Source organism: Rahnella sp. P4_A8, assembly GCF_056402435.1.
This window is the reverse complement of record NZ_JBFUHK010000340.1, coordinates 1-681: the sequence shown is the minus strand read 5'-3', so window position 1 is coordinate 681 and position 681 is coordinate 1. Positions and strand designations below refer to the sequence as shown.

General features: G+C 46.3%; 2 protein-coding genes. Both read left to right on the top strand.

Annotated elements, in window-relative coordinates:
* Positions 1-327, top strand: a 327-nt coding sequence (locus AC1DUO_RS25870) for an OmpG porin family protein (RefSeq protein WP_477989585.1), incomplete at its 5' end; no start/stop codon positions are given.
* A gap of 120 nt (positions 328-447) precedes the next feature.
* Positions 448-681 (top strand): PfkB family carbohydrate kinase (locus AC1DUO_RS25865; RefSeq protein ID WP_477989584.1); only part of this gene is annotated, 234 nt, incomplete at its 3' end.

Below are 681 nucleotides of genomic sequence, written 5' to 3'. Positions count from 1 at the left end.
GTATTAGACAGAGCGCAATGGGGTGATATTGATGATAAAAGTTGGACAACGTCAATGGGGATCTGGCACAACTGGGGACAATTATCAACGACAGTTAGCGGTGGGTATGGGCATTTTAAGAAAAACAATGCCCAACGTGAAGATGGCGAAGTTTTCCAAAATACCAGAAATCGCTTCCTTAAAGTGTCGGCAAATTACCCTCTGACTTCCCGTTTCACGGTTTCCGGAGAAATAACAGGTTCATTAATTAATCAAGGCGGGAGTTGGGTAACTAACGGTGATGCTATCACCACCGATTATAAACTCATGCTAGATTACAATTTTTAAAACCATCTTTTTGATGACCAGCGGAACAAGAGACGCGGCTATTACTTTGCCGGGATAACCGAGTCCCCGATCGCTGGTTATTCCAGGGTAAGTATAACTAATTACTTTTGAGGAAATGTCATGAACATTTGGACTCTTGGCGATGCGGTAGTCGATCTCTTACCGCTTTCAGATATGCAATATCAGGCCTGCGCAGGAGGTGCACCCTTCAATGTAGCTGTGGGAACGGCACGTCTGGACTGTCAGAGTGGGTTTATCGGGCGCGTAGGTGATGACGACTTCGGCCATTTTTTAAAGCGCACGTTGTCCGCAGCGGGAGTTTCCGTTCAGAGTCTGCAGATGGATCCTCATCAC